16 protein-coding genes are annotated in these 25,155 nt (G+C 72.9%); 9 read left to right on the forward strand and 7 right to left on the reverse strand.

The features are described from left to right. Positions 1 to 50: 50 nt before the first annotated feature. A complete protein-coding gene (locus tag K7862_RS31705; protein WP_222968347.1) occupies positions 51 to 1,664 on the reverse strand; it encodes a phosphodiester glycosidase family protein in 1,614 nt (537 codons plus the stop codon). Between the two features lie 269 nt (positions 1,665 to 1,933). Between K7862_RS31705 and K7862_RS31710 the strand changes: the two genes are divergently transcribed. Beyond that, positions 1,934 to 2,443: an FBP domain-containing protein gene (locus tag K7862_RS31710; RefSeq protein WP_222968348.1), complete on the forward strand. Its 510-nt coding sequence runs from the start codon at positions 1,934 to 1,936 to the stop codon at positions 2,441 to 2,443. 91 nt (positions 2,444 to 2,534) lie between these two features. Here K7862_RS31710 and K7862_RS31715 read toward each other — a convergent pair whose 3' ends face one another. Beyond that, positions 2,535 to 2,951, reverse strand: a complete 417-nt coding sequence (locus K7862_RS31715) for a pyridoxamine 5'-phosphate oxidase family protein (RefSeq protein WP_222968349.1) — start codon at positions 2,949 to 2,951, stop codon at positions 2,535 to 2,537. 75 nt (positions 2,952 to 3,026) lie between these two features. Beyond that, entirely contained in the window at positions 3,027 to 4,367 is a 1,341-nt protein-coding gene (locus K7862_RS31720) for a cytochrome P450 family protein (protein WP_262414129.1), read from the reverse strand. A 311-nt stretch (positions 4,368 to 4,678) separates the two neighbouring features. Between K7862_RS31720 and clpB the strand changes: the two genes are divergently transcribed. After that, positions 4,679 to 7,297 carry an ATP-dependent chaperone ClpB gene (clpB, locus tag K7862_RS31725; RefSeq protein ID WP_222968351.1) on the forward strand — a complete coding sequence of 873 codons (2,619 nt, stop codon included), beginning with the start codon at positions 4,679 to 4,681 and terminating at the stop codon, positions 7,295 to 7,297. 145 nt (positions 7,298 to 7,442) lie between these two features. After that, positions 7,443 to 7,982, forward strand: a complete 540-nt coding sequence (locus K7862_RS31730; RefSeq protein WP_222968353.1) for a type III secretion system chaperone family protein — start codon at positions 7,443 to 7,445, stop codon at positions 7,980 to 7,982. A gap of 187 nt (positions 7,983 to 8,169) precedes the next feature. Here the strand turns inward: K7862_RS31730 and K7862_RS31735 are convergent, their stop codons facing one another. Beyond that, positions 8,170 to 9,450 carry a putative hexosyltransferase gene (locus tag K7862_RS31735; protein WP_308012298.1) on the reverse strand — a complete coding sequence of 427 codons (1,281 nt, stop codon included), beginning with the start codon at positions 9,448 to 9,450 and terminating at the stop codon, positions 8,170 to 8,172. A 212-nt stretch (positions 9,451 to 9,662) separates the two neighbouring features. On the opposite strand from K7862_RS31735, the gene K7862_RS31740 reads away from it, so the two are divergent. Continuing rightward, on the forward strand, positions 9,663 to 10,280 hold the full coding sequence (locus K7862_RS31740; RefSeq protein ID WP_222968355.1) for a GNAT family N-acetyltransferase: 618 nt from the start codon (positions 9,663 to 9,665) through the stop codon (positions 10,278 to 10,280). A 27-nt stretch (positions 10,281 to 10,307) separates the two neighbouring features. Here K7862_RS31740 and K7862_RS31745 read toward each other — a convergent pair whose 3' ends face one another. Then, positions 10,308 to 13,487, reverse strand: a complete 3,180-nt coding sequence (locus tag K7862_RS31745; RefSeq protein ID WP_222968374.1) for a DEAD/DEAH box helicase — start codon at positions 13,485 to 13,487, stop codon at positions 10,308 to 10,310. A 587-nt stretch (positions 13,488 to 14,074) separates the two neighbouring features. On the opposite strand from K7862_RS31745, the gene K7862_RS31750 reads away from it, so the two are divergent. Continuing rightward, the gene (locus tag K7862_RS31750) at positions 14,075 to 19,465 is read left to right on the forward strand and encodes a GH92 family glycosyl hydrolase (RefSeq protein ID WP_222968357.1); all 5,391 of its coding nucleotides are present in this window, start codon (positions 14,075 to 14,077) and stop codon (positions 19,463 to 19,465) included. 81 nt (positions 19,466 to 19,546) lie between these two features. On the opposite strand, the gene K7862_RS31755 is transcribed toward K7862_RS31750, so the two are convergent. Next, positions 19,547 to 19,747 carry a hypothetical protein gene (locus K7862_RS31755; RefSeq protein ID WP_222968359.1) on the reverse strand — a complete coding sequence of 67 codons (201 nt, stop codon included), beginning with the start codon at positions 19,745 to 19,747 and terminating at the stop codon, positions 19,547 to 19,549. Positions 19,748 to 20,018: 271 nt separating this feature from the next. Between K7862_RS31755 and K7862_RS31760 the strand changes: the two genes are divergently transcribed. Together K7862_RS31760 and K7862_RS31765 are read left to right on the forward strand one after the other, a co-directional pair. Further along, the gene (locus K7862_RS31760; RefSeq protein ID WP_222968361.1) at positions 20,019 to 20,861 is read left to right on the forward strand and encodes a hypothetical protein; all 843 of its coding nucleotides are present in this window, start codon (positions 20,019 to 20,021) and stop codon (positions 20,859 to 20,861) included. A 9-nt stretch (positions 20,862 to 20,870) separates the two neighbouring features. Next, complete coding sequence (locus K7862_RS31765) at positions 20,871 to 21,281, forward strand: hypothetical protein (protein WP_222968363.1); 411 nt, start codon at positions 20,871 to 20,873, stop codon at positions 21,279 to 21,281. Positions 21,282 to 21,351: 70 nt separating this feature from the next. On the opposite strand, the gene K7862_RS31770 is transcribed toward K7862_RS31765, so the two are convergent. Beyond that, positions 21,352 to 22,530, reverse strand: a complete 1,179-nt coding sequence (locus K7862_RS31770; RefSeq protein WP_222968365.1) for a pyridoxal phosphate-dependent aminotransferase — start codon at positions 22,528 to 22,530, stop codon at positions 21,352 to 21,354. A 399-nt stretch (positions 22,531 to 22,929) separates the two neighbouring features. On the opposite strand from K7862_RS31770, the gene K7862_RS31775 reads away from it, so the two are divergent. After that, a complete protein-coding gene (locus K7862_RS31775) occupies positions 22,930 to 23,451 on the forward strand; it encodes a DUF2617 family protein (RefSeq protein ID WP_222968367.1) in 522 nt (173 codons plus the stop codon). 80 nt (positions 23,452 to 23,531) lie between these two features. After that, positions 23,532 to 25,025, forward strand: coding sequence for a polyamine aminopropyltransferase (locus tag K7862_RS31780; RefSeq protein WP_222968369.1), 1,494 nt, complete (start codon positions 23,532 to 23,534; stop codon positions 25,023 to 25,025). Positions 25,026 to 25,155: the final 130 nt, after the last annotated feature.

Genomic DNA, 25,155 nt, shown 5'->3' on the forward strand with positions numbered 1-25,155 from the left:
CCGTCCCGAGGAGCGCCGGGGGCCGGGTGTTTCCCGCCCGCGGCCCGCGCTTACGGCAGGACCTGGACGGTGTCGCCCACGGCCCGCTCACCCGTGGCGTCCGAGGTGCGGTTGACCAGCGCGCCGTCGACGGCCATCGCGGTGGATCCGCCGCCGTCGAGGTTGAGCGCCTGCACCGCGCCGAGCGAGCGCATGAACGCGGCGGCCTCGGCGATGGTGAAGCCCTCGCTGCCGCCGGTCTGCCGTCCGTCGACGGTCACCAGCAGCAGCCGGCCCCGGGCGTCGACGCCGGCCATCGTGCGCGGCTGGCGCACGTTCGCCCACGCGTACCCGAACGACAGGTCCTGCGGGTCGACCGTACCCTCGGTGGCCGCGTCGATCGCGACCCGGCCGTCCTTCACCAGGGTGGGCGCCGCGCTGACGATGCTGTCGCCGGGGCCGAGCGGAATCCGCCGCCCCCCGGTGTCGCGGACCGCTTCGTCGACGTCGACCCGGTGGCCGGGCACGGCGTGGGCGGTCAGCCAGGCCGCCGCGGCGCCGATGCCCTGGAGCACCGAGCCGCCGGCCGGGACGGTGCCGCCGCGGGCCCCGGTGGACACCACCCGGCCGCCCGCGTCGAGCACGGCCTGGACGCCGGCGCCGGCCGGCAGCGCGGCGCCGAACTGCGGGGTGAAGAGCACCAGGTCGTCGGTCTCGTGGCAGGTGACGTCCTGCCACGGCAGGGAACTGGGCGTGGCACCGGGCCGCCCGCAGTCCCGGACCGTGCCCGGGACCCGGTTGACGCCCTGCACCGCGTAACGGGCCGCGCCCGCGCGGGCGGTGACCGTGCTCGTCAGGTCGGCGACGCGTACGTGCCGTCCGCCGTCCTCGATGACGAGGGCCGCCCGCGCACCGGCCGCCAGGGACTCCAGCCTGCCGTCGTAGGCGCCGATCCCGGACTGGGTGCCCTGCACGCCGTCGGCGTCGGAGGTGACGAAGAAGCCCGCGTTGACGCCGACCAGCGAGCCCAGCTTCGCCGCCACCGAGGACGTGGTCTCGCGCTGCGTCACCTTGCCGTCGTGCGTGCCGGCGACGGTGCCGGTGAAGATGTGCGGGTCGATCACCGCGACGTGGATGTTCTCGACGTCGGCCGGCTGCTCGGCGTCGTAGCCGGTCCACTCGACCGCGGTGTGGAAGCCGGCGGCGGCCACCGCCGCGGCGGTGCTCTGCGCGGCGGCCTGGGTGGCGAAGGAGCCGATCCGCACCCGCAGCCCCATGACGCCGTGGGGGGTGTCCGCGTACCCGGGCCACTCGACGGTCTCGACGCGCGGCTGGTAGCCCGCGGCCGTGAGGCGCGCTGCGGTGTCCTGCGCCCAGGCGCGGCTGCCCACCTCGATGTCGACGGGGGCGCCGGTCAGCCGGCTGGTGCCGGGGACCTTGACGGTGACCGTCCAGGACGGGGACGCGTCGGGGTTCCGGACGGTGCCGGTTCGGACCTGCACGCCGGGAGCGATGTCGAGGGTCGTCCACAGGGCGGGCGCCTGGCCGCCGGCCGTCGCGGGGGTCGCGGGAGTGGCCGCCCGGGCCGTCGCACCGAGCCCGGCCGGTGTGCCCGCGGCCAGGACGACGAGCGTGGCCAGCGCGGCGCGGGTGCCCGTCCCCGGGCCGCCCTTGCTGTTCTTCATGGGTCCCCTTCCCTACGACGTCCGAGCGGTCGGCCGGATCCGACGGCATCATCGTGCCCCGGCCGGCCGGACCTGCGGAGCCGATCAGAACCTCCGGACGCGAAGAAGTGACGCTGCGGGGGCGAGAGTTCGGCGAACAGTCGGCGAACGGGGTGCGCGGCGGACCGGGCGGCCGGCGGGCGCCGGGAAGGCGGCGGGTCCTCGCGACGGTCTCCGGCGGCGGGAAAACCGGACGACATCCCGCCCGGGGCGCGATTAGCCTCGCGGGTATGGACCCCCTCACAGAAGCCGAGATCCGCGGCTCGTTCGTCAACTGTTCCAAGGGCGAGGCCAAGCGCCTCAGCCTGCCGCGGGACCTGGCGGAACTGCCCTGGGGAGACCTGGACTTCCTCGGCTGGCGCGACCAGGGCGCCCCGGACCGCGCCTACCTCGTGGCCCCCGTGGACGGCGGCGAGCCGGTCGGGCTGACCCTGCGCATCGCGCCGGGCGCGCGGCGCAACCTGCTGCGCAGCAGCCTGTGCGGGCTGTGCCTGACCTCGCACTCCGGCGGCGGCGTGGACCTGCTGGCCGCCCCGCTGGCCGGGCCCGCCGGGCGCCAGGGCAACACCGTCGCGCTCTACATGTGCGCGGACCTGGCCTGCTCCCTCTACGTCCGCGGCAGGAAGAGCTCCGCGCTGGCCAAGCGCATGGAGGAGACGCTCACGCTGGACGAGCAGATCGCCCGCACCCGCCGCAACCTGGACGCGTTCCTCGGCAAGGTCACGCAGGCCGCGGCCTGACCGGCGGATCGTGACGGGCACCGGGGTTGACGGGCCCCGGGGAACAGGGTGACCGGCCGCACGCGCCCCGCGGCCCGCGGAAGGGCGCGGCTCAGCGCGTTCCGGCGTTGCCCATCGCCCGGGTCAGGGCGATCTCGATGACGATCCGGTGCGGGTTGGGCGCGGGCGTACGCCCGTACCGCTCGGCGTACCGGCGCACCGCGTCCGCGACGCGCTCCGGGTCGTCCGACACCGTGGCGACCCCCTCCAGCGTCGCCCAGGTGGCGCGTTCCACCTGGCAGACCGCGACCCGCGCGCCGTCGGGGCCGGCGGCCCGCACATGGACGGCCTTCGCGCTGCGCCCGTCGGTGATGACCCGCGCGAGGCCGGCCTCGGGGTCGTAGGTGACGCCGACCGGCACGACGTGCGGACTGCCGTCGGGGCGGTGCGTGGTGAGCGTGCACAGGTGGTACTCGCGCCAGAAGGCGAGGTAACCGGGTTCGGGGGAGCGGGGGTCACGGCGTGCCATGGCACGACCGTAGCCGAGCGCGACGGAAGCCCGGGCCCGTGGGGAGCGCGGGCGGAACGGGGACGCGGGCCGGTGTCAGCCCAGCCGGACGGGGAGCTCGCCGACGCTGTTGCCGATGAAGCCCGGGAGCGGCGGCAGCGTCGCGTCGGGCACCGCCAGCCGCAGCCCGGGGTACGCCCGGTACAGGTTGCGCAGGGCGATCACCGCTTCGAGGCGGGCCAGCGGCGCGCCCAGGCAGTAGTGGGCGCCGTGGCCGAAGGCGAGATGCCGGGCCGCGGGACGGGTGACGTCGAACCGTCCGGCGTCCTGGCCGTACTCCCGCGGGTCCCGGCCGGCCGCCGCGTACCCGGCCAGCACGGGGGTGCCGCGCGGCACCGTCACCCCGTCCACCACCAGGTCCGCGGTCGGGTAGCGGAACGGGAAGTTGGCGACCGGGCTGTCCCAGCGCAGCGTCTCCTCCACGACCGCGTCCCAGGTGACCTCGCCGGCCAGTACCAGGGCGAGCTGCTCGGGGTGTGCGCACAGGGCCCGGACCGCGTTGGTGATGAGGTTGAGGGTGGTCTCGTGCCCGGCGACGATCATCAGCAGCAGGGTGCCGGCCAGTTCGTCGTCGCTGAGGCGTTCCGGTGCGGAGCCGCGGTCGCCGCCGGGGAGGGCGTCCTGCTCACGGCCGTGCCCGGCGTCCCGCCCGCTCTCGCCCTCGGTTTCCTCCCGGGCGTCCCCCTCAGTGTCCCCCTCGCCGTCCGGCCCGTGACCGCCCCCGCGGACGGCGATCAGCGCGCTGGTCAGGTCCTCGCCCGGTGCGGCCCGGCGGTCGGCCACCACCTGGGCCAGCACCTCGTGGATGCCGACCTGGGCCGCCATGGCCTCGGCGGCGGTGGTGGAGGTGCTCACCATGCGGTGGGTGAGCCCGTGCAGCCGGTCGCGGTAGGCGGTGTCGACGCCCAGCAGCTCGCAGATCACGCCCATCGGCAGGGGGTAGGCGAACCAGCGGCGCAGGTCGACCACCCCGTCGGCGTCCCGCCGCCCGGGCAGTTCGGCCAGCAGGTCCCCGGTGAGCTTCTCGATCCACGGGCGCATGGCCGCCACCCGGCGCGGGGTGAACGCCTTGGTGGCCAGCCCCCGCAGCCTGCGGTGATCGTCTCCGTCGGCCGTCGTCATGCCGCTGACCAGGGCGAACGCGTTGAGCTGCCACTGTGCGGGGATCTCGCCGCGCTGGAAGGCGGCGAAGTGCCGGGCGTTCTTGGCGACGGCGGGGTCGGCGAGGAAGTCGCGCAGTTCGCGGTGGCGGGTGATCACCACCCCGGGGACGTCGCCGGGCAGCAGCACGGGACAGGCGGCCGCGGACTCCCGCAGCGCGGCGGCCTCCGCCTGGACGGCGGCGCCGGACGGGTCCATCGAGTGCGCTGTGCCCATCGGACTCCTCACGCAACGGCCGCCGGCCGCTTCCGCGCAACTGAGGCCGTTCCCGGCGGGGTTGGAGCCCGCATTCTCGCACCGGTCCCCGGAGACCTCAATGACCCCAGATGTCCGCCGGCCGTTCCGCCGCGCTTCCGGCCCCGCGGCGTGCGCCGACGCGCCGTGGGCGGAATCCTCGGGGTAGGAGCCCGTGAGACGTGCGCGTCGACGGCAGCGGGCACTACCTTGAGTGGAATAGACTCAACTTGCTTCATGTTGCTGAAAGCAGGTTCAGGCAGTAGTCGACGACGAAGGAGGTCGCCACGCCCGTGGACGCCGAGCTGACCAACAAGAGCCGCGAGGCGATCAACACCGCCAGCAACCGGGCCGTCGCCGAGGGGAACCCGGACCTGACGCCCGCCCACCTGCTGCTCGCCCTGCTGAGCGGCGCCGACAACGAGAACGTCCTCGACCTGCTGGCGGCGGCCGGCGCCGACCCGGCCGTGGTGCGCACCGGGGCCGAGCGGCTGGTCGACGCCCTGCCGAAGGTCCAGGGCTCCACCGTCGCCCCGCCGCAGGCCAACCGTGACATGCTCGCCGTACTCGCCGACGCCGGACAGCGCGCGACGGACCTCGGCGACGCCTATCTGTCGACCGAGCACCTGCTGATCGGCATCGCCGTCAAGGGCGGGCCGGCCGGCGAACTGCTGAACCAGGAGGGCGCCAGCGGCAAGAAGCTGCTGTCCGCCTTCGAGACCGCCCGGGGAGGGCAGCGGGTGACCAGCCAGGACCCCGAAGGCACGTACAAGGCCTTGGAGAAGTACGGCACCGACTTCACCGCCGCGGCCCGCGACGGCAAGCTCGACCCGGTGATCGGCCGCGACCAGGAGATCCGCCGGGTCGTCCAGGTGCTCTCACGCCGCACCAAGAACAACCCGGTGCTGATCGGCGAGCCCGGCGTCGGCAAGACCGCCGTAGTCGAGGGCCTGGCCCAGCGCATCGTCAAGGGCGACGTCCCCGAGTCCCTGCGCAACAAGCGGCTGGTCGCGCTCGACCTCGGCGCGATGGTCGCCGGGGCGAAGTACCGCGGAGAGTTCGAGGAGCGGCTGAAGGCCGTGCTGTCCGAGATCAAGGACAGCGACGGCCGGATCATCACCTTCATCGACGAGCTGCACACCGTCGTCGGCGCGGGCGCCGGCGGCGACTCCGCGATGGACGCGGGCAACATGCTGAAGCCGATGCTCGCCCGCGGCGAGCTGCGGATGGTCGGCGCCACGACCCTCGACGAGTACCGCGAGCGGATCGAGAAGGACCCCGCGCTGGAGCGCCGCTTCCAGCAGGTGCTGGTCGCCGAGCCCACCGTCGAGGACACCGTGGCGATCCTGCGCGGCCTCAAGGGCCGCTACGAGGCGCACCACAAGGTGCAGATCGCCGACTCCGCTCTGGTGGCCGCGGCCACCCTCTCCGACCGCTACATCACCTCGCGCTTCCTGCCCGACAAGGCCATCGACCTCGTCGACGAGTCCGCGTCCCGGCTGCGCATGGAGATCGACTCCTCGCCCGTCGAGATCGACGAGCTGCAGCGCTCGGTCGACCGGCTGCGCATGGAGGAGATGGCCCTCAAGAACGAGACCGACCCCGGCTCGGTGCAGCGGCTGGAGAAGCTCCGCAAGGACCTCGCCGACCGCGAGGAGGAGCTGCGCGGCCTGACCGCCCGCTGGGAGAAGGAGAAGCAGGGCCTCAACCGCGTCGGTGAGCTCAAGGAACGCCTCGACGACATCGACACCCGGATCGAGCGCGCCCAGCGCGACGGCGACTTCGAGACCGCCTCCAAGCTGCTCTACGCCGAGAAGCCCAAGCTGGAGGAGGAGCTGGAGGAGGCCACCCGCGAGGAGCAGGAGGCCCAGGCCAAGGGCGCCGAGAAGGAGAAGATGGTCAAGGAGGAGGTCGGCCCGGACGACGTGGCCGACGTCGTCGCCGCCTGGACCGGCATCCCGGCCGGCCGCCTGCTGGAGGGCGAGACCCAGAAGCTGCTCCGCATGGAGGAGGAACTGGGCAAGCGGCTGATCGGCCAGACCGAGGCCGTGCGCGCGGTTGCCGACGCGGTCCGCCGCTCCCGCTCCGGCATCGCCGACCCCGACCGCCCGACCGGCTCGTTCCTGTTCCTCGGCCCGACCGGCGTCGGCAAGACCGAGCTGGCCAAGGCGCTGGCGGACTTCCTCTTCGACGACGAGCGGGCGATGGTCCGCATCGACATGAGCGAGTACGGCGAGAAGCACTCGGTGGCCCGGCTGGTCGGCGCCCCGCCCGGATACGTCGGCTACGAGGAGGGCGGCCAGCTCACCGAGGCCGTCCGGCGCCGCCCCTACAGCGTCGTGCTGCTGGACGAGGTGGAGAAGGCGCACCCCGAGGTCTTCGACGTCCTCCTGCAGGTGCTGGACGACGGCCGGCTCACCGACGGGCAGGGCCGCACGGTCGACTTCCGCAACGCCATCCTGATCCTCACGTCCAACCTCGGCAGCCAGTACCTGGTCGACCCGGCGCTGGACCCGGAGCAGAAGAAGAACAACGTGCTGGCGACAGTGCGGGCGTCCTTCAAGCCGGAGTTCCTGAACCGGCTGGACGACATCGTGGTCTTCACCGCCCTCGACAAGGGCGAGCTGCGCCGGATCGCCCGGCTGCAGACCGACCGGCTGGCCCAGCGGCTGCGCGAGCGCCGGCTGACCCTGCAGATCAGCGACTCCGCGCTGGACTGGCTCGCCGAGGAGGGCAACGACCCGGCGTACGGCGCCCGGCCGCTGCGCCGGCTGGTGCAGACCGCCATCGGCGACCCGCTGGCCCGGGAGATCCTGTCCGGCGAGGTGCTGGACGGCCAGACCGTCCTGGTCGACGCGGCCGAGGACGGCCTGATCGTCGGACCGGTCACGGCGCCCGATCTCACCAAGTGACCGGCTGACCGCGGGGACGGCGGTGCCCTGGCAGGGGCATGGTGAACGCCCCGGCCGGTACGCGCAACGCGAACCGGCCGGGGTTGCCACCTGTCCCCCTCGATGGGGGAGGATGGCGGGGAGACGTCACGAAGGGACCTTCACGGTGAGCATCGACCCGTCCTCGATTCCCAATTTCGGGGGCCAGCCGGACCCCGAGCCGACCGGACCCGCCGGCAGCGTGGTCATCCCCGACCAGGAGCTGGTCAAGCAGCTGCTCGACCAGATGGAACTGAAATACCTGGTCGACGAGGAGGGCGACCTGGCGGCTCCATGGGAGGAGTTCCGCACCTACTTCATGTTCCGCGGCGAGGGGGACCAGCAGGTCTTCGCCGTCCGCACCTTCTACGAGCGCGCGTACAGCGTCGACGACAAGCCTCAGCTGCACGAGGTCATCGACGACTGGAACCGCCGCACCCTGTGGCCCAAGGTCTACACCCACACCCACGACGACGGCTCGGTCCGCCTCATCGGCGAGGCCCAGACGCTGATCGGCCTGGGCGTCAGCCTGGAGCACTTCGTGTCCAGCACGGTGAGCTGGGTGCGCGCGTCCATCGAGTTCGACAAGTGGGTCGGCGAGACCCTCGGGCTCGAGAAGGACGCCGAGGGCGGCGACGAGGGCGACGCGGGCGAGACCGAAGCCTGAGTCCGGCCCTCATCCTGGCCCCCGGGGCCGACGGGCCCGGGCCTGCTCCTGGCCCTTTCCGGGCTGTGGGGCGGCCTGTCCGGGCCGTGCCTCGGCCTGCCCGGGACCTGCCCTGCCCGGGACCTGCCGTGCCCTGTCCGGTCACGGCCCTCGCTGACGGGGCCCGGCCCTGGCGCCGCGCCCGCCGTCACAGGGGCACGGTGACCACGGTCAGCAGATAAGCCCCGTAGCCGAGGGAGACCCCGGCCAGCGCGACTACCGTCACGGCGGCGGCGCGCGGCCGGGCCCCGGCGAGCGCGGTCGCGCACGGCACCAGCAGCGGGAAGGCCGGCAGCAGGAAGCGCGGCTTGCAGGAGAAGAAGTTCGCCCCGCCCAGCGCGATCACCACCAGCACCGCCGAGTACACCAGCAGCGGCAGCGGCATGCGGTCCAGCACCGCCAGCGTGAGCAGCAGCACCGCGCCCACGCACAGCGTCGTGGCCATGTAGGCGGACAGCGTGTCGGGGAACAGCACCTGGTGCTTGACGTACTTCAGCGCGTAGCGGCCGAAGTCGAAGTCCGAACCCCAGCGGCTCTGCACGTCGAAGTACCCGTGCACCGCCGCGTGCAGCCCGTGGCCCGTGTGCAGGCCGACCCAGGCCAGGTAGCCGCACCAGCCCGCCGGCGCGACCAGCGCCGCCAGCCAGGCCCGGCCGTCCTGGCGCCGCCCGGTGCGCCACCGGTGCCAGGCGTCCGCGACCACCGCGGCCATCAGCGCGGCCGGCACCGCGACGGCGTTCGGCCGCGACAGCCCGGCCAGCACGCTCAGCGCCCCCGCGACCCCCCACCGCCGGGTCACCGTCGCGTACAGCGTCCACGCGGCCAGCGCGCTCATCACCGGCTCGGTGTAGGCCATCGACAGCACGATCGAGTACGGCAGCAGACCCCACACCACGACCAGGGCGGTCGCGATCCGGCGCCCGTAGCAGTGGTCGATCACCGCGAAGATCCCCCAGGCGGCGAGCGCAGCGCAGACCCAGGCCACGAACAGCGCGGACGCCACCGAGCCGCCGGGCAGCACCACGTCGGCCGCCCGCACGACCGTCGGGTACAGCGGGAAGAAGGCCAGGTCGCTGTAGCGCAGGCCGGGCGCCTCCCACGAGGGGATGAACGTGCCGTAGCCCCAGTCCGCGATGCGGTGGTACCAGAGCGCGTCCCACTCCAGGCCGAGCAGGTTGCGCGGGTGGTCGTGGCGGCGGTGCGCCCACACCGTCAGGGCCGCGACGCCCGCCAGCCGTGCCACCACGAACACCGTCACCGCGGGCAGCGCCCGCCTCCCCGCGGCGGCCGCGGCCCGCACCCGGGCGGGGACCGGCACCCGCCGCCGGGGCCGGTACGGCGTCTCCGGGACGGGTCCTGCGACCTGCTCCGGCACGGGCGCGGAGACGGACTCCGGGACGGGCTCGGAGACCGGTCCGGGGGTGATCACGAACGGACGCTCCTCGGGAGGCGAAGGGGCGGCGGGTACGGCCGGAGCGCGGGGGCGGCGTCCTCCGGGGGCGGACGCAGTCCGGAGGAATAGTGCGATGGTCGGACAAAGCGACTATCCGGGATCGTCGGCGCGGGGCCGGCGGCGACACGCACGCTCCTCCGGGTGAATCGGCCACCGTTCGGGCGATGGCGGCGTGCGAAGCTAAGGCCATGGCTTCCGTGTCCCGCACCCCGCGCTTCGGCGTCGCGTTCGACATCCCGCCCACCACCCTGACGGCCGACGACCTGCTGCTGCGGCCGTTCACCGAGGCCGACGAGGTCGGAGTCGCCGCCGCGATGGGCGACGGCGCGATCCTGTCCTGGGCCGCCGGGCTCGCCGTCAACGCCGCCGAGCCCGCGGACCGTGCCCGGCTCTGGCTGGTGCCGCGGCTGGCCGGCTGGTCCTCCGGGGTGGCGCCGTTCGCGGTCGCCGACGCGGGGGACGGGACGCTGCTGGGCTACGTCGGGCTGCGGGACATCCACCGCGCGCCGGACCAGGCGGTGGCCGCCTACTGGACGACGCCCGCGGCCCGCGGCCGGCGCGTCGCCGCGCGGGCCCTGGACGCGGCGGCGACGTGGGCGTTCTCACCGGCCGCGGACGGCGGCCTCGGACTGCACCGGATCAGCCTGGACCACGCCATGGCCAACCCCGCGTCCTGCCGGGTGGCGACGCGGGCCGGGTTCCGCGAGGAGGGCGTGATGCGCGAGTCCTTCGTGGCCCCTGACGGCACCCGCCACGACTCCCACCTCCACGCCCGCCTCGCCCCCGACCCCAGGCCGGATCTCTGAGGGGGCCGCTCGCACGGCGGGTCGCGGTCAGACGGCCGCGATCGCCGCGTGCGTCCACAGGTCGGCCGGCATCGGGTGGCGCAGCTCCCAGACGATGCCCATGGGGCGGCTGCCGCGGTACTCGACGAACTCCGCGGGGCCGAGCAGCATCCACGGCTGCGGGCCGCCGATCTCCGTGTTCTTGAAGCGGCGGACGAACAGCAGGACGTGGGAGCCTTCCGCACGGTGGTGCCGGTAGCGGAGACCGGTCCGCGACGTGTCGGACGTCGAGCTCTGGCTCTCCCAGTGGAAGCGGGTCTCGCTCATCGCGAAGTCGCGGTAGCGGGTGGTGGGGGAGAAGTCCTTCTCGTCCTTCTCCAGCGTGACGAAGAGGGCGTCGGTCCGCAGGTTCTCGCACCACCGCACACCTTCACGGAAGTTGCCGGGCATGAGACCGCCGCCGTCGAGGTGCGCCTGCCCGAGGGCCGCCAGGATCTCCTCGCGGTTGTAGGAGGCGTGCACGGCCAGCGGCAGCCCGCGGTGGGCGCCGAGCAGCGGCCGGGTCACGTGCTCGGTGTGTTGCAGGCCGTGGTCGAGTATCTGCCGGAACTCGTCCCGTACAGCGCCGTGTTCGGCGAGGGCGCGGAATCCCTCTGCGTAGCTGCCGCACTCGCCCTTCGTCCACAGGGTGAAGACGAGCATGCGCGCGAAGGCCTGCTCCTGTGCGCTGAGTGCGTCGTACTCCGGCGGAGCGTCGGCGAGCAGCCGGCGGTACGTCTGGATACGCAGGGGGTCGTCCACGTGGAGGAAGGCCGGGGCACGCCTGAGCAGTGTGCTCTCGCCGTCCGGCGCGGCGGCCGGCAGCAGCTTGGCGCGGCGCAGCAGGCTCGTCCAGGAGTTGCCGGCCCGGTAGACGTCGCGGATCTCGCGGCCGTGGTCGGCGAGGTAGTCGGCCAGGCGCGGGGCCCCGGCGTACTGCCTCACCTCGTCCGCGAGTTGGGTGACGCGGACGCCGATGTGGTCCTTGATGTTGGCCAGGATCCGTTCCTTGGCCTTGCGTTCGAGGATGATCTGGCAGCCGGACGGCAGTTGCGGGAAGTCGTGCTCCATCGCGTGCACGAGGCGCTGCCGGCGCAGGTCGGTCAGCGCGCGGAACTGCTCCTCGAAACGGAACTCGGCCCGGTGCTGGCCGATGAAGTCCAGCACGGTCAGCACGGCCTTGTGCTCACTGCGGCGCAGCCCGCGTCCGAGTTGCTGGAGGAACACGGTGGCGCTGGACGTGGGACGCATGAGGAGCAGCGTGTCGACGTCCGGAATGTCGAGGCCCTCGTTGAACAGGTCGACGGAGAAGATGATCTGCAGGTCGCCGGACCGCAGATCGTCGAGCGCGGCCTTGCGGTCCTGCGGGGGTGTCGTGGCCGACAGCGCGACGGCCTTCAGGCCGAGACCGCGGAAGAACGTGGCCATGTAGCGGGCGTGGTCCACGGACACGCAGAAGCCGAGTGCCCGCATCGTGCCGGGGTCGGCCACTGTCGTCTGCACGGCTCGCGCGATGAGCGTGGCGCGCGCGTCGTTCCCGGTGAAGAGGTTGCTCAACTGGTCCGCGTCGTACGCGCCGCGCTGCCAGCGCACCGCCGACAGATCGGTGGTGTCGGTGATGCCGAAGTAGTGGAAGGGCGTGAGCAGGTCGTTCTCGAGGGCTTCCCACAGTCGCATCTCCGCGGCGATGCGGCCGTCGAAGAACGCGTCGTGGACGTGTTGCCCGTCCATCCGCTCGGGGGTCGCGGTGAGACCCAGCAGTTCCGCCGGGCGGAAGTGGTCGATGATCCGACGGTAGGTGGCGGCGGTGGCGTGGTGGAACTCGTCGATGACGACGACGTCGAAGTGGTCCGGCGGCAGCGCCCGCAGTCGCTCGGGCCGCAGGGACTGGACACTGGCGAAGACATGCGACCAGGCCGACGGGATGTCACCGGAGTGCAGGTGCTCGCCGAAGTTGGCGTCGCCCAGCACCTCCTGGTAGGTCCGCATCGACTGCTCCAGGATCTCCCTGCGGTGGGCGACGAACAGCAGTCGCAGATCCCGGCCCGGCGTGCGTTCGGCCGCCCTTCTCAGCAAGGCGCGGTAGTCCAGTGCCGCCATCACGGTCTTGCCTGTGCCGGTCGCCGCGACCAGCAGATTGCGGTGCCGGTCATGCACCTCGCGTTCGACCTGGAGGCGCTCCAGCATGTCCCGTTGGTACGGGTAGGGGCGCACCTCCAGTCCCGAGAGGCTGAGGCTGGGCCGGCTCCCGGTCGTCATTCCGTGTCCGGCGACGGCCAGTGCCTCCTCGAGTCGGTCCGCGTCCCCCGTGCGGTCCGGGTCGTACGACTCGAAAGCGGCCTCGCTCCAGTACGCATCGAAGGTCGCCTCGAACTTCCGCATCACCGCGGGGGTGGCTACGGACGACAGCCGGACGTTCCACTCCAGCCCGTCCAGCAGTGCGGACTTGGACAGGTTCGAACTGCCGACGTACCCGGTGTCGAATCCGGTGTTGCGGCGGAACAGCCACGCCTTCGCGTGCAGGCGGGTGGAGCGCGTCTCGTAGTTGACCTTCACGCGGGCGCCGAACTCGCGGACCAGCCGGTCGAGGGCGCGACGCTCGGTGGCACCCATGTAGGTGGTCGTGATGACGCGAATGGGCACCCCTCGCTCGTGGGCCTCCCTGAGCGGCTGCTCCAGCACGCGCAGGCCGTGCCACTTCACAAAGGCGCACAGCAGGTCAATGTGATCGGCGGTGGCCAGTTCCGCGCGCAGCTCGAAACCGAGACTCGGGTCCTCCGGTGCGTTGGTGAGCAGCGCCGTTTCCGACAGGGGCGTGGCCGGCCGCCTGGGGTACTCGAGCGCGTACACGCCCGGCGCCTTGTGCTCGGCGATGGCGACGAGTTGACGGGGCCCGTCGACCACCGCGCTGACCCACTCCTTCGCGCCGTCCAGGGTGCCCACGGACTCCAGGATCCGGTTGGCGGCGCCGACCCGATCCTGGGCGGGCAGGTCCTGCAGCACCCGCCGCACGATCGCGCCGACGTGCTGCGCCAGGACATGCGGCGTGGACTCCTCCCCCACAGGCTCGTCGAGGGCTCGCAGCAGCCCTGACTCCCGGAGCGCGCCCAGCTGGTCATCGAGCCGCTGCGTGATCAGCTCCTCGTACACCCCCGTGACGGGCGTGCCCGCCCCCGTACCCCGCCCCACGTCGACCACCGCTCGTCCCCCCGCGCCCACGTTCTCGTCCCACCCATATCTAGCACTCACCCCCGACAGCGTCCGTCGGCCCGGCCCCCATGGCGGAGCGGCGCCGTCCTCGACGGGTTCCCCCGGCGGTAACCGACCCGTCCATATGGGCCGGTTCGGCCTGCGATCCCACAGGCCCCACCCCCACCAACCCCCAGCTCAACCCCTATCCGCCCGCCCGGCCCAGGGCTTATGCGGAGTCGTCACTTCCGGCACTGCCGCACCATCTCCGCTCCCCCCTATTGACAACGTTGTCGGCGCGAGCAACGCTAGCGGCGATTTCCATCCCGGGTGCGCCGCCGCGCGAGCCCTCCATCGCGCGGGAGTTGCCGCTTGGCCAGAGTGCTCTGTCCCTGCTTATGACGGCGGCCGGCCCACGACGCCGGCCAGGTCCTCCCCGCCCCCTGCCGTCCGACGGCCGCCCCGGCACGCGAACTCCGCCCCGGTGGACGGACGACGGCAACCGTGAACCCCAGCGGCACGCAACGGCCGCGACAACCTCCCCACCGAAAGGCACGGTTGTGTCCCATCATCCTCATGCTCACCTCATGTCCCTGAGACGGTGGGTGAGCGCGGCGGCGGCGATGTCGCTGCCGGTGCTGGCGCTGGCCGTCGCGCCGGCGGCGCACGCCGTGTCGGCGGAAGACGCCGCCGCGGCGGCGGGCAACTTCAGCTCGTCGTTCGAGACGGCCGACCCGCAGCCGGCCGCCAGCACGGTCGAGGTCGACGCGCACGGCGACCCGCTGCAGAAGAACCTGAGCGGCACGAGCCCCTCGGGCCTGCAGGGCAGCCTGCTCGGCCAGGTCACCGCGGTGACCGCGAGCGCCGAGAACCCCCCGGGCGAGGTCGCGGCCAACCTCAAGGACGGCAATCCGTCCACCAAGTGGCTGGCGTTCAACCCGACCGGCTGGGTCGCCTACCAGCTCGCCAAGCCCGCCGCGGTGGTCAAGTACTCGCTGACCTCCGCGAACGACTCGCCGACCCGCGACCCCAAGGACTTCACCCTCCAGGGCTCCGCCGACGGCACCGACTGGGTGGACCTGGACAAGCACACCGGAGTGACCTTCAGCGGCCGCTTCGCCACCAACACCTACGACTTCACCAACACGACGGCCTACGCGTACTACCGGCTGAACGTGACGGCGAACTCGGGTGACTCGCTGGTCCAGCTCGCCGACTGGGACATCAGCGACGGCTCCACCGTCGTGCCCCCGGCCACCCCGATGATCACCAAGTCCGGTTCCGGCCCGGTCAGCGGCTACAACATGAAGCCGAACGCCGGCTTCACCGGAGTCGCCTCGCTCCGCTACTCCGGCGGCGCGCAGACCGACGGCGAGTCGTCCGCGACCAACAAGCTCTTCGACGTCGACATCCCGGTCGGCCCGAAGACGCAGCTCGCGTACAAGATCTTCCCCGAGTTCACCGGCCGCGACACCCAGTACCCGTCGCAGTTCGCCGCGGTGAACCTGCACTTCACCGACGGGACGTACCTGAGCGGCCTGAAGGCGGTCGACCAGCACGGCTACGCGCTGACCCCGGCCGGCCAGGGCTCCTCCAAGGTGCTCTATGCCGACCAGTGGAACGCCGTCCAGTCCGAGATCGGCAAGGTCGCCGCGGGCAAGACGATCGACCGCATCCTGCTGTCGTACGACGACCCGCAGGCCAAGGCCGCGACCCGCTTCCAGGGCTGGATCGACGACCTGACCGTCACCGGGTCGCCGACGCCGATCGACGCGTCGAGCCTGACCAACTACGTGGACACGCGCCGCGGCACCAACGCCTCCGGCTCGTTCTCGCGCGGCAACAACCTGCCGATCTCGGCGGTGCCGAACGGCTTCAACTTCTTCACCCCGGTCACGGACGCCACGTCCAACTCGTGGGAGTACGCGTACCAGCAGAGCAACAACGCGGCGAACCTGCCGATGCTGCAGGGCCTGGCGATCTCGCACGAGCCGAGCCCGTGGATGGGCGACCGTGACCAGATGTCGGTCATGCCCGTGCCCGCCGGCGGTTCGCTGACCGGCGCGCCGAGCACCCGCGCGCTGGCGTTCAGCCACAGCGACGAGACCGCGCGTCCCGACCTGTACAAGGTGAAGCTGCAGAACGGCCTGGTCGCGCAGATGTCGCCGACCGACCACGGCGGCATCATGCAGTTCACCTTCCCCGCGGGGCAGGCCACCGGCAGCCTGGTCTTCTCCAACGGCACCTTCACCATCGGCACGGACGGCACGTTCACCGGGTGGGTCGACAACGGCAGCGGCCTGTCCGCCGGCCGCAGCCGGATGTTCGTGTCCGGCACCTTCGACCGCTCGCCGACGGCCTCCACCGGTACCTCCGCGACGTTCGACACCTCGTCGAACCCGTCGGTGACGCTGCGCATCGCCACATCGTTCATCTCGACCGACCAGGCCCGCAAGAACCTCGACCTGGAGGTCACCGGGCGCAGCTTCGACCAGATCCACGCCGCGGCCACCGCGGCCTGGAACGACCGCCTCGGCCGGATCTCGGTGGCCGGCGCCACCCAGACCCAGATGGTGACGCTGTACTCCAACCTGTACCGGCTGAACCTGTACCCGAACTCGCAGTCGGAGAACACCGGCACCGCCGCCGCCCCGCACTGGCAGTACGCCAGCCCGGTGTCGAAGGCGACCGGCACGTCCACCGCGACGACCACCGGTGCGAAGGTCGTCGACGGCCAGATCTACGTCAACAACGGTTTCTGGGACACCTACCGCACGGTGTGGCCCGCGTACTCGCTGCTGTACCCGGACATCGCCGCCAAGATCGCCGACGGCTTCGTCCAGCAGTACCGTGACGGCGGCTGGATCGCCCGCTGGTCCTCCCCGGGCTACGCGGACCTGATGACCGGCACCAGCGCGGACAACGCGCTGGCCGAGGCCTACCTCAACGGCGTGAAGCTGCCCGACCCGCTGTCCGCGTACGACGCCATCGTGAAGGACGCGACGGTCGCCTCCGGGCGCAGCGAGGTCGGCCGCAAGGGGATCGAGTCCTCGATCTTCCTCGGCTACACCCCCACCACCACCGGGGAGTCGGTGTCCTGGGCGCTGGAGGGCTTCATCAGCGACTACGGCATCGGCAACATGGGCGCCGCGCTGGCGAAGGACCCGAAGACGCCGAAGTCCGAGGTGAAGCGCCTGAAGGAGGAGTCCGCCTACTTCCTGCAGCGCGCCCGTGACTACGTCAACCTCTTCGACACCAAGACGAAGTTCTTCGAGGGCCGCACCGCCAAGGGCGACTTCCTCGCGGGCAACCCGCTCGACTGGGGCGGCGTCTACACCGAGACCGACGGCTGGAACTACGCCTTCACCGCGCAGCAGGACGGCCAGGGCCTGGCCAACCTGTACGGCGGCAAGAAGGGCCTGGAGGACAAGCTCGACCAGTTCTTCGCCACGCCGGAGAACGCCGACCACCCCGGCGGCTACGGCGGCACCATCCACGAGATGGTCGAGGCGCAGGCGGTCCGCATGGGCCAGCTCGGCATGAGCAACCAGCCCTCGCACCACATCCCGTACATGTACGACGACGCGGGCGCGCCGGCCAAAACCCAGGCGCTGGTCCGCGAGATCATGCAGCGGCTCTACGTCGGTGACGAGATCGGCCAGGGCTACCCGGGCGACGAGGACAACGGCGAGTCGTCGGCGTGGTACGTCCTCAGCTCGCTGGGCATCTACCCGCTGCAGGTCGGCTCGCCCAACTGGGCTGTCGGCTCCCCGCAGTTCACCAGGATGACCGTGCACCGGACCACCGGCGACATCGTCGTCGACGCGCAGGACAACAGCACCAAGAACGTCTACGTGCAGAGCCTGACGGTCAACGGCAAGGCCCAGCGCACCACGTCCATCGACTCCTCCGTACTCGCGCACGGCGGCACGATCGACTTCCGCATGGGCGACAAGCCGTCCACGTGGGGCACCGGCAGCAACGACGCCCCGCCGTCCCTCACCAAGGGTGCGGCGACGCCCAAGCCGCTGCAGGACACCACCGGCCCGGGCCTGGGCACCGCGACCACCGACGGTGGTCAGGACGCCGCCAAGCTCTTCGACGACTCGTCGACGACGCAGGTCACCTTCGCCACCGGCACCCCGACGGTCACCTGGGCGTACCGCGGCGGCAAGCAGACGCCGACCACCTACACCCTCACCTCGGGTGCGGCCGCCGGCGACCCGGAGGACTGGAAGCTCCAGGGCTCCGACGACGGCATCACCTGGACCGCGGTGGACTCCCGCAGCGGCGAGACGTTCCCGTGGCGTGACCAGACCCGGCCCTTCACCATCGACAAGCCGGGCCGCTTCGCGCAGTTCCGTCTGGTCGTGACGAAGACCAGTGGGGCGGCGCAGGCGAACCTCGCCGAGATCGAGCTGCTGGCCGGTGGCGACGTCCAGCTCGGCGGTGGCGCGGTCAGCGTCAGCGCGGCCCAGCAGCCGGTGCCCGCGACCGCGGGTGTCGCGGTGTCGGCGCCGCTGGCGACGATCACCGGCGGCACGGCGAGCGGCTACCAGGCCACGATCAACTGGGGTGACGGGTCTCCGGCCACCGCGGGGACCGTGTCCGCGAGTTCGCGCGGCGTGTCCGGCGTGACCGGCTCGCACACGTACGCCAAGCCCGGTTACTACCAGGCGAGCGTGCAGGCGACCGACGGCGCCAGCCAGAGCTCCACGACGGTCGGTGTCGACGTGTCCTACACCCCGGCCTCCGGTCTCACCGCGGCCTTCGACACCACGTGCCTCGGCGACGACGGTGTGCTGGCGGCGGACTGCGACTCGGTCGGCTACGGGTTCTCCCGCACCGCGCTGGCCGCGGCCGGCGTGACCCAGGGCACGGCGGCCCAGGTGCCGGGCACGCCCCTGCACTTCACCCTGCCCGTGACCGCCGCCGGCGCCCCGGACGACGCGACCGGCAACGGTGACACGATCGCGCTCGACCTGCCGGCCGACGCGACGAGCATCTCCTTCATCGGCACCGGGACGGAGGGCAACCAGAACACCACCGGCACCGCGACCTTCAGCGACGGCAGCACGGCGAGCGTGCCGATCCAGTTCAGCGACTGGACGCTGGGCGGCAACGCCAACGGCACGCCGGCCTACGGCAACATCGTCGTCGCCAAGTCCGCGTACCGGCTGGCCGGGGCGTCCAAGGACAGCGCGCAGCCGTTCCTGTTCGCCACAGCCCCGTACCAGATCCCGGCGGGCAAGAAGCTCGTCTCGGTCACCCTGCCGAAGCAGACCGGCGACCCCTCGTCGGTGGGCCGGATCCACGTGTTCGCCATCGCCGCCGACGGCACGCCCGTCGCGCCGCTGGCGGTCACCGCGCCCAAGGACCAGACGGCCGGAACCGGCAAGGCCCTGTCGGCCGACCTCGGTTCGGTGACCGGTGGCGACACCGGTACGAGCGGCTACCAGGCGCGGGTGCAGTGGGGTGACGGCGGCGCTCCCGAGGACGCCACCGTCGGTGCCTCCGGTGCGATCGCCGGGCAGCACACGTACCAGCAGGCGGGCACCTACACGGTGCACGTGACCGTCTGGGACACCCAGTCCAGCACCACCGTCGCCTTCACGGTGACCGTGGCGAAGGACGCGACCGCTCCGTCGGTCACCGCGTCGGTGACCTCCGGCGGTTCGGGCGCGCACACCGTCGTCCTCGACGGCCGCGGCTTCACGGCGGGCGAGCGGGTGACCGTCCGGCTCGCCGGCTCCTCGGCCGCCGTGACGGTGACGGCGACGGACGCGGGAGAGATCCACGCGACCGTCGACGTGCCCGGCGGCACCAAGGCGGGACGGTACGCCGTCGTCGCCACCGGCGCCTCGTCGCGGACCCCCGCGACGGCCACCGTGCAGCTGAGCGACCACGCGGCGACCCCCGCGTACCGCATCCCGGTGATCCCGAGCAGCACCCCCAAGCCGGGGGGTGCGGCCGCCTGATGACCTGACGGAGTGCCCGGCCCGCGCCCTGCGGGCCGGGCACTCCTGTTTTCCCGCGGATCCCTGACCGACCCCCGTCGGTCAGGGACGCTCGGCCTCCGGGTGATGGACGTGCAGGTCGCCGTGCATCACGGTGTAGACGGTGGCGTGGCCACCGGCCGTGTTGTTCTGCGTGGAACCCGGGTCCGGGGCGCGATCCGGCGGCGGCGCGGCTTCGCCGGGAGGCGGAACCGCGGGCGCGCTCCCGTCCGCGGCCTCGCCCGCCACCGAGGTGCCCGCCACCGGGCAGCGGCACCAGCATGCTCGTCCGGTACGCGGCGCACGAGCTGCCCGAGGCGCCGGACGGCCGGATCTACCTCAACGCGGCCGACCGCGAGGTGGCCGACCTCGCCCAGGAGATCTTCGAGGCCTGTTACGACGCCGCGGGCTACGCGCCCTCGGAGACCGAACTGCGGCGCCTGATGGTGGGCGTGCCACGGCCGGTCGCCGGAGGGCGGCGGCCGGTCCGCCGGCCGGGCTCGCCGCTGACGCGTGACGGTCCTCAGGAGGCGGAATGGAACGGGAGCCGGTCTACCGCTCGGTGCTCGCGGTGGACATCGAACGCTCGGCGGGCCGCGGCGATCCCGCGCTGCTGGCGATCCGCGAGGTGCTGCGGACGACGCTGCGTGAGTCCTTCGCCCGGTGCCGGATCGACTGGGACGCCTGCCGGGTGGACGACCTCGGCGACGGCCTGCGCGTCACGGCTCCGCCCGGCGTGCGGAAGGCGGTGCTGGTCCACCCACTACTCGACGAGGTCGCGGCCCGGCTGCGGGCGCACAACCGGCTGGCCGGACCCGCCACCGCCATGCGCGTCCGGATGGCCCTGCACGCCGGTGACCTGTGGTTCGGCCCGTCCGGTGAGGTCGCGGGCCGTCCGCTGGAGGTGCTGGCCCGGTTGCTGGACGCGCCCGCGGTCCGCACCGCGCTGGCGGGATCCGCGCCGGGCACCGTCGCGGCGCTGGTCCTGTCACAGCACTTCCACGAGGAGACGGTCGCGCACGGATATCCCGGGACGGATCCTGAGGCGTTCCGCGAAGTGGAGGTACGCAACAAGGAGTTCACCGCCCGGGCCTGGCTCCGCCTGGCCGCACCGCCGGACGCACCGTCGGACGCCGTGCCGGACGCGGCGGGCGACCCGGCGCGGAACCCGGCCTCGACGGAGTCCGAGGACCCGGCCTCCGCGTCGGCGCAGGACCCGGAGACCGGGCGCGACGCCGAGTCCGCGCGGGACGCGGCCGCGCCGTACGAGCCGCGGCCCGCCGTGCCGTCGCGGATGACCAACACCGCCTCGGGGCACGGCGTCATCTACGCCACGCAGAACGGCGACCAGCACATCACCGTCACCCGGACACCGTGAAGGGGCGTCATGGACCGGGAGTTGACCGCGCTCGCGGAGGTGGGCGCCGCGGTGGTCGTCAGCGCGATGGCCACTGATCTGTGGCACGCGGTGAAGGAGGGCACGCTCACGGTGTTCCGACGTATGGGCGGCGACCGCCGCCGCGCGGTCGCCGACCAGCTCGACAGCAACGCGGCCATGGTGCGGGAGGCCGATCGCCCGGACGAGGTCCGCCGGGCGCTCTTCGGCTTCTGGGCCCTGGAGCTGGCGGCGGTCCTGCGTCAGGATCCCGAGGCACGCGCCGACCTGACCCGTCTGGTCACCGGACTCGAGGGCGGGCGCACCGGACCCGCCCTCGTGCAGACCAACACCGCCCGCGACGGCGGCACCGTCTACGCCGTCCAGTACGGCGACCAGCGGGTGGCCCGCGACCCCGAGTGAGCTCGGCCTCGCGGAGGCGGAAGCACGTGGCGCCGTACGGCGCCGCCACCGGCTTGCAGGAGAGCTGAGGTCAGGCGTTGAACGCCTTGCGGAGGCGGGCGGCGGCGTCCGCGAGGACGTCGTGCCGCTTGCAGAAGGCGAACCGGACCTGGGTGCGGCCGGCGGTGGGGTGGTCGTAGAAGACGGAGCTGGGGACGGCGACCACGCCGCAGCGCTCGGGGAGGGCGCGGCAGAAGGCGAGGGCGTCCTTCTCGCCGAAGGCGGCGATGTCGGTGGTGATGAAGTAGGTGCCCTGCGGCCGGTAGACCTCGAAGCCGGCGGCCGTCAGTCCGCTGGCGAGCAGGTCGCGCTTGTCCTGGAGGTCGTCGCGCACCGAGGTGTAGTAGGCGTCGGGCAGCGCGAGCGCCTCGGCGACGGCGTACTGGAACGGGCCGGAGGCCACGTAGGTGAGGAACTGCTTGGCCGTGCGGACCGCGGCCACCAGCTCCGCGCTGCCGGTGACCCAGCCGACCTTCCATCCCGTGAAGGAGAACGTCTTGCCGGCCGAGGAGATGCTGACCGTGCGCTCGCGCATGCCGGGCAGCGAGGCCGGCGGGATGTGCGGGACGCCGTCGAAGGTCAGGTGCTCGTACACCTCGTCGGTGACCACCAGCAGGTCCTGCTCCACGGCGAGTTCGGCGATGGCCGTCAACTCGTCGCGGGTCAGCACCATCCCCGTCGGGTTGTGCGGTGAGTTGAGGAGCAGCAGGCGGGTGCGCGGCGTGACCGCGTCCCGCAGCGCGTCGAGGTCGGGCCGGAAACCGGGCGCCGGCAGGGTCAGCGGGACCCGGACGGCGCCGGCCATGGCGATGCAGGCGGCGTAGGAGTCGTAGAACGGCTCGAACGCGATGACCTCGTCGCCGGGTTCGAGCAGCGCCAGCATCGCCGCGGCGATCGCCTCGGTCGCGCCCGCCGTGACCAGCACCTCGGTGTCGGGGTCGAACGCCATGCCGTAGAACCGCTGTTGATGCTCGCTGACGGCCCTCCGCAGCTCGGGGACGCCGGGGCCGGGCGGGTACTGGTTGCCGCGGCCGTCGCGCAGCGCCCGTACCGCCGCCTCGCGCACCTGCTCGGGGCCGTCGGTGTCGGGGAAGCCCTGGCCGAGGTTGATCGCGCCGGTCGCGACCGCCAGCGCCGACATCTCGGCGAAGATCGTCGTCCCGAGCCCGTCCAGCCTCCGGTTGAGCAACGCCCTGTCCCTGACCCGCATGCGCCCGCACCCGCTTCCGGCGTTCGTCCCGCAGCCGCGCCCGGCTGCCCGCTTCCGACCGGTCGAGCGTACTTCGCCGGCGGCCGGGCGCCACTCCATCTGAACACCTGAGCCCACAAGCGCTCCAAGGGATGGAAAGTATGCGCAGAAGGGTAAAAACGTTGAGGACGGGACGAGTTTCGTGATTGCGTGGGATCCGACACCCGTTGGATCCCCGCGACGGATCCGTGGACCCCACGGACCCCGCGCGGGCACGAACCGGCGCACTCCCGGTCTCCCGGCGGCCCCGCCGGACAGGCGGCCCCGGAAGGTTCACCGAGAGCTGCGGGACGGCCGACCTCCTCCACCGTGCGCGATCCAGCGCGTGCCCGTTCCCAGCGTGCTTGCGGAGCCGACCCGATGCTCACCACCCTTCAGACCACGTACACCGACACCCGCGCGGGTGACCTCGCCTGGTGTCTCGGCAAGGACCGGCTGCCGGCCCTCGCCGTCCTCGGCGTCGAGATCGGCGACGGCCACGACCTGCGGGCCAAGGTCGAGTTACGGCTGCTCGGCGCCTCCCACCAGGTGCTCGTCGACGCCGGCCGCGGCGGCTGCTCGGAGACGGTCGCCTGCCTGCCGGGCAGCCAGGCGCCGTTGCCGTTCGGGGTGGCGCGGCGCGTCGGCGGCTGGGACTACGAGTTCGCCGCGCGCATCGAGACCCTGGCCGAGGGGCCGTTCGCGCTCCGGGCCCAGGAGTTGCTGGCCCTGGTCGCCGACCACCCCCAGGGCCTGGCCGGCACCTTCCCCGGCGATCCGCACGCCTTCACCGCGCTGCTCGTGCAGTGCGTGGACGGCGGCGTGCGCTGGCGGACCTGGCACGCGTACCCCCAGGAGGGGCGCATGGTGACGACCCGCACCCGGGTGAGCGTGCTGCCGTGACCCGTGGCGTCGTCAACAGGCCTGGTATTGCACCCCTGTGGGTGACCGGTGCCGACGCGACCCTGACATAGCGTGCAAGCATGATCGACCAGCACAGCCGAACCCGGATCCCGTCGCGGCGCGCGGAACACCTGCCCGTGCCCGTGGGGGCGGCCCGCGCGCTGGTGCTGGCCGCGGTGTTCGTCTGCGCCGCCTGCGGTCTGGTCTACGAGCTCGAACTCGTCGCCCTGGCCTCTTCCTTGGTCGGCGACTCGGTCACCCAGGCGTCGGTCGTCCTGTCCGTCATGGTCTTCGCGATGGGCTGCGGCTCGCTGCTGGCCAAACGGTTACGGGCGCGGGCCGCGGCGGCGTTCGCGGCCGTGGAGTCGGCGCTCGCGCTGGTCGGCGGGCTCTCCGTGATGGCCCTGTACGGCTTCTTCGCCTGGGACGGGCAGGCCCGGCCCGCGATGGTCGGCTGCGCCTTCGCGATCGGCGTGCTCATCGGGGCCGAGGTGCCGCTGCTGATGACGCTCGTGCAGCGGATCAGACGGCAGGACGCGGGCGGTGCGGTCGCCGACCTGTTCGCCGCGGACTACGTGGGCGCGCTGGTCGGCGGCCTCGCCTTCCCCTTCCTGCTGCTGCCGCGCTTCGGGCAGCTCACCGGGGCGCTGGCGACGGGCGTGGTGAACGCGGTCGCCGGCGGCGCGGTCGTGCTGTGGCTCTTCCGCTCCGACCTGACCCGCCGCGAGCGCGCGCGGCTGCTCCTGCTCAACGTGCTGGTGCTCGCGGTCCTCGGCGGCGCCGCGTGGGCCGCCGCGCCCTTCGAGCGGGCCGCCCGGCGGGCGGTGTACGGCGCGGACGTCCGGGTCGCCGAGCAGACCCCGATCCAGGAGGTCGTCCTGGCCGGCGGCCCCCGCGCCCGCCCCTTGCGGCTCTACCTCGACGGCCGGCTGACGCTGTGCGGCTCGGACGCGGCGGCCTACGGGCAGGCGCTGGCGGGCCCCGCGCTCGGCTCGGCGGCGCGGCGGGTGCTGGTGCTGGGCGGCGGGGACGGCGTGGTGGCGGGACAGGTGCTGCGGCACCCAGGCCTGCGGGAGGTGACGGTCGTCGACGCGGACGCCGAGCTGCTGCGGCTGGGCCGGACCGACCCGGGCCTCGGCGCGCTGAACGGTCACGCCTTCGACGACCCGCGCGTCCGGGCGGTGGCGGCCGACCCCTTCGACTGGCTGCGGGGGGCGCCGCGCGCCGCGTACGACGTGATCCTGGCGGACCTGCCGGCCCCCGCGGAGTCCCGGGCGGCGAAATTCTACTCCGAGGAGTTCTACGGGCTGGCCCGGCGCGTGCTGGGCCCTGGCGGGCGGCTGGCGGTCCATGTGGAGGGGCCCCGGACCTCCCTCTGGACGGTTCGCTCCACCCTGCGGGCGGTCGGCCTCTCCTCCGCGGCGTACGTCGCCCCCGGGCACACGGTCTCGTGCGGGGCCCCCTGGACCTTCCTCCTCGCCGGAAGCGCCGACGTCCGCCCCTTCCCGGTCCTACCCCCACCTCCCTCCGCACCCCCGCCACCCCCTTCAACCCTCCTCCACCCCAGAGCCTGAAACGTGGCTTCCAGCCCGGTAGAGGGGTACGGCCTCCGGCCCGGTAGAGCGGTACGGATTCCGGGTGCCCCGCTGGGGTGAGTTCCCGGCTTTCCGCCGGTGGTGGGCTTGTCGCGTTGGGGGCACCTCC

Source organism: Actinacidiphila acidipaludis (assembly GCF_019890725.1).
Classification (GTDB): domain Bacteria; phylum Actinomycetota; class Actinomycetes; order Streptomycetales; family Streptomycetaceae; genus Actinacidiphila; species Actinacidiphila acidipaludis.